General features: G+C 36.3%; 7 protein-coding genes and 1 pseudogene. All 8 read left to right on the top strand.

Features of this window, described 5'->3' with window-relative positions:
- The coding region (locus F4V57_RS14475) for a TonB-dependent receptor domain-containing protein (protein WP_150330558.1) at positions 1–1339 on the top strand (1339 nt) is incomplete at its 5' end.
- Positions 1340–1498: 159 nt separating this feature from the next.
- Positions 1499–2950, top strand: coding sequence for a tetratricopeptide repeat protein (locus F4V57_RS14470; RefSeq protein WP_070069806.1), 1452 nt, complete (start codon positions 1499–1501; stop codon positions 2948–2950).
- Positions 2951–3023: 73 nt separating this feature from the next.
- The gene (locus F4V57_RS14465) at positions 3024–3521 is read left to right on the top strand and encodes a sigma-70 family RNA polymerase sigma factor (protein WP_070069807.1); all 498 of its coding nucleotides are present in this window, start codon (positions 3024–3026) and stop codon (positions 3519–3521) included.
- Positions 3522–3523: 2 nt separating this feature from the next.
- Positions 3524–4498 (top strand): FecR domain-containing protein, encoded by a 975-nt coding sequence (locus tag F4V57_RS14460; protein ID WP_070069808.1) that lies wholly within the window; start codon positions 3524–3526, stop codon positions 4496–4498.
- 80 nt (positions 4499–4578) lie between these two features.
- Positions 4579–5091: a sigma-70 family RNA polymerase sigma factor gene (locus tag F4V57_RS14455; RefSeq protein ID WP_070069809.1), complete on the top strand. Its 513-nt coding sequence runs from the start codon at positions 4579–4581 to the stop codon at positions 5089–5091.
- 14 nt (positions 5092–5105) lie between these two features.
- Complete coding sequence (locus F4V57_RS14450; RefSeq protein ID WP_070069810.1) at positions 5106–6146, top strand: FecR family protein; 1041 nt, start codon at positions 5106–5108, stop codon at positions 6144–6146.
- A 255-nt stretch (positions 6147–6401) separates the two neighbouring features.
- Positions 6402–9533, top strand: a complete 3132-nt coding sequence (locus F4V57_RS14445) for a TonB-dependent receptor (protein WP_081409201.1) — start codon at positions 6402–6404, stop codon at positions 9531–9533.
- An 80-nt stretch (positions 9534–9613) separates the two neighbouring features.
- Positions 9614–9953: pseudogene (locus tag F4V57_RS14440) on the top strand (hypothetical protein); the annotation flags it as partial.

The raw sequence follows: 9953 nt of genomic DNA, 5'->3' as shown, positions 1-9953 counted from the left end.
ACCTCGAGCAGGCCGACGTTCAGAAAATCAATACTGGTTTAACTTTGATTGGCAACCAACACCATGGCTTACTCTGACTGCCGGGGCAAAATCCACTTCCTATTGGTCCTTTGATGATTATTTAAATGAGTCAATGGGGGGAGCATCAACCATCACTAAAGAAGTGGGAAAACGACTTAGCTATACTGTTGATGTCGATAGCTATACACAGGAAATGTATGATGATGAGGTTGCAAGCGGCGTATTTACTGGATGTTCAGGTTGTAAAACGCGTGCAGCAGCAGCAATAGGTACAGCTTATACTTATACTCGTTATGAATATTGGTATGCAGATCCGAATACAGGTAAATACAGTGCTGCCAATAATCCATTGTTAAATGAAACAATAGACCTAACTCAAGAAAATGTAACGATATCTAGTGTTACTGGTAGCCCAGAAATTGGATATACATCTATTACAGAAACTGTGACTAGTGACGTAAAAAAGAAAAAGGACCATAAAAATTGGGCGCCGGCATTTTCAGCTGCTTTTAAGTTAAATGAAAATAATCGTTTTTATATTAATTATAGTGAAGCTTATCGATTACCAAGCTTATTTGAAACCACACTGGGTTTTTCTGCTTCGCAGTCTGGCTATGATTTGGTACCGGAACATGCGCATAATTGGGAACTTGCCTATATTTATAATCTAAAAGATTTGTTAAAGCTTAAACAAGGGCAAGCTGATATTAAACTGGCTTATTTTAATAATAAAACTAAAAATGTCATTGAACGTAATTATTATCTTGTGTTTTCGAATATAGATCAACAGAAAATATCCGGTTGGGAATTATCAGGACGGTATGATAATGGTCGATATTTTGGAGATTTATCCTTGGTTTGGAATAAACAAAATCAGGTTTGTGATGAAAGCTCTGCATTGTTAATGTCGGTTAGCACTGCTGTTGGTTTGGAAAAGGCAAAAAATTGTATTAATTATGGTTTTCCTGCCGGTTATCTAGTCAATATGGCATTACCGGAATATCAAGCTAATTTAACGTTAGGTACACGATTATTTGATCAAAAACTAGAAATAGGTACACGAGTCACCTATTTTGAAGGTTTTAAAAATCCATATATTGATACAAGTTATACAAATTTGGGATTTATGAATGCACCTTTACAATGGGATGATACTTGGGTGGTAGATGCTTATGCCAATTATAAATACAATGAGCATCTAAGTATTGATTTTATTGGAACTAATTTGGGTAACCGTTACTATCTTGATCCAATTAGCCGATCTGCTACGCCAGCACCGGGACGTACCTGGAAACTGGCTTTAACCTATAATTTCTGATGATATTCCCCTTGTTGAGATAAATCACAAGGGGAAATCATTTCAATATCTAGATATATACTTGTAGATAATGCAATGATTTCTTATATGAAAATGAGAGTCAATTATATATAATGGTGGCGTATAATTTTTATTTAAGCTTTATTGTCAGGATAGCCAATGAAACATTCCACTCATCAGCACTCATCAAAAATAATCAAGAAAAATAAAAATTTAAGTTGTATTCTTTTGGGTTGTGTTGTTTTTTTTAGCATTAATTCTTATGCCAAAGCTGATGATAAAACATGGCAAGGCTATCAGAATAATGCCACACAACAGTTTGAGGCAGGGCAATACACTCAAGCGATGAATAATGCCCAACAAGCTTTAAAACTTGCAGAAAAAGGCCAAGGACAAACCAGTCCTTATATTGCCAGTAGCTTGAATATGATGGCAATGATTGCCGATGCTCAAGGCAATACTGCACAGGCAATCAACTATATGCAACGTGCGGTTAAATTATTTCAGCAAAGTATCGGTACACATGAAAATACAGCAACTTTAATGTTTAATCTGGCACGATTTTATGAAAAGCAAAAACAATGGGATCAGGCATTACAAATTCTGAATGAATCCGATCAGATGGTGCAATCCTTACTTGTCAAACAGCAAACCTCAGAACGACTTACTTTGCAAAATAAAATATTGAGCGAAATACAACAGGTGTTGTTACAACAAGGAAAATCATCACAGGCACAGCAATATACCCAGCGCCAATATGATTTAATCACAAAAAATAGTTTAGCAGCGGGTAATCCACAGCAAAATTTGACTGTAATCCGTTCTTTATTGATTTTGGCACAAAGTTATCAGCAACAAAATCAAATCGAAAAGTCTGATCAAATTTTGGCAGATATATTTAAACGCTTTGATCCCGTTAAAACTACCCTTAAACCAGAGCAGTGGCAGACAGATTATGCTGATGCACTGGAGTTAAAAAGTCAGAATGTTCAACAAACCTCGCAGAGTAAAGAGATACATCTTGAGGCGATTCATTTCTATGAACAATTACCACAGGCTAGTAAAAATAAATATATATCAAGATTGGCAAATCATTATAATGAATTGGGTTTGATTGATTTTGAGCAGAAAAAATTTGATGAATCCTTGCAATGGTTTGAAAAATCAAAAGCATTAATGCAGCAAGCCTATGGTCAAAATAGTCAGCAATATGCCCGATTATTGGGGAACTTCGCTCAGGTTAAAGATAATCAGTCAGAATATAAACCGGCTTTGCAATATTATCAACAGGCACAGAATATCTATGAGATTTTATTGAAACCATTAATGACTTCGACAGAATCACGATCATTAAGACAGGCTTACGCTCAAGTATTAAATAATAGTGCAGTCATCGAATTTAAATTAAGAGAATATGAAAAAGCTGAACAACAATGGAATAAGGGGCTAAGTCTGTTTAGTCAGGATTCATTTGAGCAAATACAACAATCAGCATTACCAATTTTGGAAAATCTACTTAGATTATATCGTACACAACAACGAAAATCAGATGAAAGCAAAGTGCAATATCAAATTAATCAGATGAAAAGTTGGTTAAATTCAAAAAAATGATGATATTTAATACATGCATATTCGATAGAATATGTTAAATTAATGATAATCATTTTCATTATGGTGGTTTGTTATGCGTGATCCTGTTGAACGTTTGTATATGGACCATCATTCATGGGTCTATCAGTGGCTAAAAAAACGTTTAAGTAATAATGAAGATGCTGCTGATCTGGCACAGGATACTTTTGTCCGCATATTAAGACGTAAGGAACATTATTATTTTGATCAACCCAGAGCACTATTAACCACAATTGCCAAGGGATTGTTGATCAACTGGTATCAACGCCAAGCCATTGAGCAAGCGTATCTGGAAGCATTGTCTGCACAGCCGGAACGTTATGATGACATTACGCCTGAACAACGTTTGCAAGCCATTGAAGCATTATGCCTGATTAATCGAATACTCAATGAAATGCCGGAACGTCAGCGTCAGACCTTTATCTGGTCGCAACTGGAAGGATTAACACAGCAAGATATTGCTCAACGACAAGGTGTATCCACCAGAACTGTAATGCGTGATTTGGTGAGTGCCATGACGCTGTGTTTATCCATTATGGATGATGATAGCTGATAATGAAAAAAATTGATGCAGAAATATTGGAACAAGCTGCGCAATGGGTTGTGAAAATTCGTTCTGAGCCATTAAATGCAGAACAACAGCAGCAATTTGAACAATGGCGTAATGCTAGCCAGCAGCATCAAAAAGCATGGCAACGTGCGCAACGTTTATTAAGCACATTGCAATGTTTACCGAATCAAAGCCAGAACATTTTGGAACAAAGCGAAAAAAAACAACAGCAGCATTTATCCAAATTAATGATTTTGGTTTTTTTATCTATCACTGCAACCGCTATTGCTTATTGGCAATTTTATCCCGCCTGGAATGGCGATTATTCCACAAAGACAGGCGAACAAAAACAGATTCAGTTGGAGGATGGAACACAACTGGATTTAAATACACAGACGGCTTTGGATGTTCAATTTTCTGAAAGACAACGTTTAATTGTGTTGCATTATGGCGAAATAGCCATACAAACCGGGCATGAAAATATCGATACCTATCGACCATTTATTGTTGAAAGTCAGCATGCTTATATGCAGGCTTTGGGTACGGTCTTTAATGTTCGTCAGCTTAAACAAGAGCAATCCACCTGTCTTGCTGTCATGCAAAATGCAGTTAAAGTCACTTTAAAACAAAATACACAGAGCCGCATTATTCATGCCGGGGAACAAATCTGTTTTGATGCCCAGCACTATCAAGTTCAGCAAACGTTACAGCCTTTGCAATATGTCTGGAAAAACAAAGTGGTGATGGCATACGAAACGCCATTGAATGATTTGATTAAAGAATTATCCCGTTATCAAACTGGTTATATCTATGTTGATTCTGAAGTGAAAAACTTAAAAGTTTCAGGTTCATTTCCAATTGATCAGCCAGTACAACTGCGCTATGCGCTTGAAGCATCTTATCCTGTGAAAGTGCACAACTATCTGGCAGGACATTTGATAACTATTAAATCGACAATACATCAAGTAGATTCAAAATAATGATAGATGATAAATTTCTTGACGATAACTTGTTATTTAATGATAATTATTTTCATTTATTAATGGCATAGTGGAACAGTATGACGGACTCTTCAATCCTGATTGAACAATTATACAAGCAGCATAAACGCTGGTTACATGATTGGTTACGTCATAAAATGGGACAAAGTGATCAAGCTGCCGATCTGGTACAGGAAACGTTTCTCAAAGTCTTGCAGACCCGGGATTCATTACTGGGAATTCAGGAACCCAAAGCCTATTTAACCACCATTGCCAAAAATTTAATGCTTGACCAGATTCGGCGTAAGCGTATAGAACAAGCCTATCTGGATGAACTCAGTGAAATGCAATATTTACTGGATGTTATTCCTTCAGTAGAACAGCAAATAGAAATGATGCAGGCAATTGACCAAATTTGTCAGGTCTTATCCAACGTATCTGGCAAGGCTCAGCAGGCTTTTCTGCAACATTATTTTGAAGGAAAAACTCATAAGGAAATTGCTGCACAATTAAATGTATCAACCAAAATGATCCAAAAATATCTAGCGCAATGTTTATTGCAATGTTATCGCTTAAAACATTCCATCCAATAATAAAATAATATGCAATGAACGATAACATTGAACAACAGCAGGAACAATTGATTGAGCAGGCGATAGCACTGATCGTCATGCTCACTGCCGATGATGCAAAAACACGTTGGCAAGCTCAGCAGCAATTGGATGAATGGAAAGCACAAAGCCCATTACATGAAAAAATTGTACAGGACCTACAGCACAGTTTAAATCCGATCCAGCAATTAAGCACACAGCAGCCACATAAACAGCTCATTCAAAAAGTGCTGAATAATGAATTACATCACAATCAAAAACGCAAAAAAATAAAATGGGGCAGTACATTTGCGATCGTATTGGTTGGCTCAACCCTGATATACGGCTATCTCTCCATTTATTCTCCTGCATACTGGATAGCAGATGTACGTAGCCAACAGGGACAATGGCAAAAACAGATTTTATCTGATGGCAGTGAAGTCATTTTAAGAAGTGCCACAGCAATTAATCTGGACTTTAGTCAGCAGCAACGTGTGGTAGAACTGGTACAAGGGGAAATCTATGTCAATGTGGCAAAAGATAGTCATAGACCATTTATTGTAAAAACCCCGCAAGGTAAGATACAGGCATTGGGAACAGCATTTAGTGTGGAAAAAAATCCACAACGTTTTACTGTTTTAAAAATGCTGCATTCTAGTGTACAAGTCGAAACTTCACATTATTTAAATCGACAAAAAACCACCACAGCATATCCACAAACAATGCAGGTTGACGCTGGACAAGCGGTAAAAATGTATTCGAATAAAATTCTTGCTTTGCCGGATATTCATCTTGAGCAACAACAGCAAAAATGGCGACAACATCAGATTGTTTCAGAAAATTTACCCTTGAATATGGTATTGTCTGAATTGAATCAAAACTATCGGGGTAAGATTTTCTATAGTCAGGATTTACAGGATATACGTGTAAATGCGGTATTACCACTCGACAATACAGATGAAGCATTGGCACTCTTGGCTGCGGCATTCCCGGAAATTAAAATTGTGCGCATTAGCCCTTATTTGATTTATATTTCTAAAAAAACTTCAAAATCCTGACTGCATTGAATTATAAATCATCGTTATATTTCTTTTTGAGTGTAGAAATATAAGAATGTCTGCAAAAAATCTAAGCTCTATTAAAAGAATTTAAACATATTGAGTTTTTCTGGTTCCACTTTTCTACCAGCTATTCGTCAAAGTAACAGAGAAAGCAAAAAATAGCATCATTTCACATCATTGATGTGAATGATAATTATTAAATTTGCTGGCATGAATTTATATGGGAATAAAAATCTATTTGAAGGTGTAATTATGGTGGGGTTCCGAATTTCAGCGATTGCATTGGCCATACATGTAACTTGTATCAGTATGCTGGCAGTCACATCAGCGACATTAAGCCCAAACAGTTGGGCGGCAACAGAACCAGCAATCAAACAATATGATATTGCCGCAGGTCATTTATCTACAGTATTGAATCAATTTGTGCAAACTGCCGAAACACAGATTGCAGTCGATGCCAGTCAGTTACAGGGTTTGAATAGTAACGGTCTAAAAGGTCGATTTAGTCTGGAGCAAGGTTTTCAAACAATTCTGGCAAATAGTGGGTTCTCGGCTAAAAAAGCAGGGCAAGGTTATGTGATTATCAAAGATCCACTGCATCAGCCATCCCAAACATCACCACAATCTGAAAATACGCAGCAGCCTATTGTTACAACTGCTCAACAAGAAGCAGTCCAGCTTGCACCTCTAGTTGTCTATGGTCAGAAAGATCGTGATACACAAGGCTATGATGATGTATATGATAAAAACCGCTCATCAGTATATGTCGGAAAAGAATACATAGAACGATTTAAGGGTACAAATCCTGCGGATTTAGTGCAGGGTATGGTTGGTGTTTATAGTGGAGATGCCCGTAATAGTGGCGCATTAGACCCAAGTGTAAGGGGAATACAAGGAGTAGGTCGAGTACCATTAACAATTGATGGCACAGAGCAATCAATAGCAGTATGGCGTGGTTATAATGGGGTAAATAATCGTAATTACATTGATCCAAACTTAATTGGTGGAATTGAGGTGATAAAAGGACCATCATTGGAAGCAAATGCAACCACTTCTGTTGGTGGGGGTGTTTTGGTAAAAACACTGGAAGCTGGTGATATTGTGAAACCGGGGAAGCAATACGGTGCAGAAATAAAAATAGAGGGTTCTAGTAATGCAATTTCCCCTAATTTACCAACATTACAGTATGTTGGCCAAAATTATGCCGATACACCAGCTTGGACATCAATAGGTGGTGTTTTGTATGATCCAGACATTTATAAGCAAAATCGTAATGGTAATTCTAACGATTTATTTAATGGAGATGATGTTGCAGGGCGCATTGCATTAGCTACAAAACAAGATAAATTTGACTTATTGGCAGTTTATGCAGAAAGAAAAAGAGGAAACTATTTTTCAGGTACAAATAATGCAGGATTTTATGATCAAGCAGAACCTTCAAGTAGTTTGGATTATATTCCTTATTTTGCATCTGTTTATAAGCCTGGTAGCGAAGTCGTAAATACTTCAAGTCATATGAAATCATGGTTATTAAAAGGTACTTACCGACCAACAGATGATCAAAGTATCAAATTAATCTATCGTCAGACTAAAAATGAATATGGCGAAATCATGCCATCTCGAATTACGTGGTCAGTTACCCCGGAAACAGGTGTTCCACAATGGCCATTAAGTGTCGTGGATTCAAAAGCATATAGTGCAGAATATAAATATAATCCGGAAAATAATAAATGGATTAATTTTACAGCCAATATATGGCAAACCGATACCGAAAGTAATACTTATACTCGTGGCGGCTGGCCAACATTTCTTATGCCGACCACAAACATTATTACCAATACAGCAGTAGCAAATTCAGATAATACTCGTAAAGGTTTTACAATGAGTAACAATATTAATTTATTGGATAATCTGGATTTAACTATAGGTGGAAGTTATTTAAGAGAAAAATTAAGTTCGGATGATGAATATAGCGAACATGGGATTAATGTTGCTATGTTTCAGGCATTGCCAAGAGCAGGGCATAGAGAAGAAAAAGTATTTGATTTTAATTTTAATTATCGACCTACCAATTGGCTAACTCTAGAAGCAGGAATGCGTTATCGTAATTATTGGGCATTTGATGATTTTCTTAATGAAAACTTAACAGCAGTTACTTCATCTAATCAATTAAAATATAGGAAACAATCGACAGGGTATACTATTGAATATCTTACTGTGCCAGAAACTAGAACAACAGCACAACAAAGAATTTTAGATATTCTTATAGCACGCTATCAAACAGCTAATCCAGACTGGGACGGAGACTATGGTAGTCTTACTCCTGGTACAAATTTATATAATGCTTATTGGTCACAAAGTAATACATTGGCTTGGACAGCAGATAGTAATGGAAATATGCATATTGCTAACAATCCATTAAATGATTTGGATACAACTTTGGGAGTGGAAGGTGTAGATTATATTTTAACTTCTGCAACCCCACGGGCAACTTATAATTTAGTTCCAATTACAGAAGTGAAAAAAACAAAAGCTCATGCATGGGCACCACAATTTAGTGCAGCAATTCAGTTAAATGAACATAATAGGGTTTATGCTCGATATGCAGAAGAATATCGAATGCCTAGTTTATTTGAAAGTACGGTTGGATTTTCATCTAATTTACCCTACGAAGGTTTAAAACCAGAACATACATTTAGTTTTGAATTGGGTTATATATATGATGCTCGTTACTTGTTTAAAACAGCTAGAAATGCGGACATAAAATTAGCATATTTTCACCATAAAACAAAAGATGTTATTGAACGTGATCGTAATTTAATGTTTACCAATTTAGAAAAACAAACATTAGAAGGAATTGAATTACAAAGCCGTTATGATAATGGGCGTTTCTTCGGTGATTTAAGTATGGCTTATAATTTAAAAAATAAAGTTTGTGATGAAAATCTTGCTGTTCAACAGATATTATCAAGTTCAACATATGCAACAAATACTTATCAGAAATGTGTAGATGATGGTTTTCCAAATGGTTATCTAGTGACGATGGCAACACCAGAAATTAGTTTTAATGGTTTGTTAGGCGCTAGATTCTTTGATGAAAAATTGGAATTAGGTGCTAGAGCTACTTTTTATAAAAAATATGAGAGCTATTTAAGGAGGAATGGGAGTCTGGATTTGAATGCAGGTTATTATCTAAATGTTCCATTGGCTTGGGATGATACATGGATATTTGATGCTTATGCTAATTATCAGGTTAATGAAAAAGCAAGAGTTGAGCTTATAGGTACAAATTTAACTAACCAATTTTATATAGATCCACTATCACGTAGTGCTATGGCTGCACCGGGACGTACCTTTAAGTTGGCATTTACTTATAATTTTTAAATTTTTTCTCTCGCCTTGTCACATTTGTGTGACAAGGCGGGTTTATTTACTAGAAATAAAAATATTCAGGATCATTCATAATGCTTAAAACAGTCAGTTTACCTGTGGGTTTTGACACTGCGCATTTGAGTAGTCATAAACAATCTTTGGCAACGTTATTGATTGTTATCTTATGTCACCTCATGATTTTATGGCTACTGATGAATGTGAGTGAGTCGTATCGACTGGACTCTCCACCGGTAACTAAAGCCATACAGGTGAAATTTGTATCATTATCGAAATCCTCACAAACAATAGAACAGGATAGCTCCGCAGCAACAGTAACAGCCCAACCGACAGTCAACACCACCACGCCGCAACCAATAATAAAAAAACCGGCACAGCAACCGATCCTGAGCAGTACTGACGCCACAAAAAAAA

It is taken from the genome of Acinetobacter qingfengensis (assembly GCF_008693185.1).
Taxonomy (GTDB): Bacteria; Pseudomonadota; Gammaproteobacteria; order Pseudomonadales; family Moraxellaceae; genus Acinetobacter; species Acinetobacter qingfengensis.
Note: the sequence above shows the minus strand (reverse complement) of the source record. Positions and strands in the feature narration are given on the sequence as shown.

Excerpts from the sequence above, each read along its gene's own strand:
- F4V57_RS14460 (WP_070069808.1), top strand. The coding sequence starts at position 3,524 with ATGAAAAAAATTGATGCAGAAATATTGGAACAAGCTGCGCAATGGGTT.
- F4V57_RS14450 (WP_070069810.1), top strand. The coding sequence starts at position 5,106 with ATGAACGATAACATTGAACAACAGCAGGAACAATTGATTGAGCAGGCG.
- F4V57_RS14470 (WP_070069806.1), top strand. The coding sequence starts at position 1,499 with ATGAAACATTCCACTCATCAGCACTCATCAAAAATAATCAAGAAAAAT.
- F4V57_RS14445 (WP_081409201.1), top strand. The coding sequence starts at position 6,402 with ATGGTGGGGTTCCGAATTTCAGCGATTGCATTGGCCATACATGTAACT.
- F4V57_RS14465 (WP_070069807.1), top strand. The coding sequence starts at position 3,024 with ATGCGTGATCCTGTTGAACGTTTGTATATGGACCATCATTCATGGGTC.
- F4V57_RS14455 (WP_070069809.1), top strand. The coding sequence starts at position 4,579 with ATGACGGACTCTTCAATCCTGATTGAACAATTATACAAGCAGCATAAA.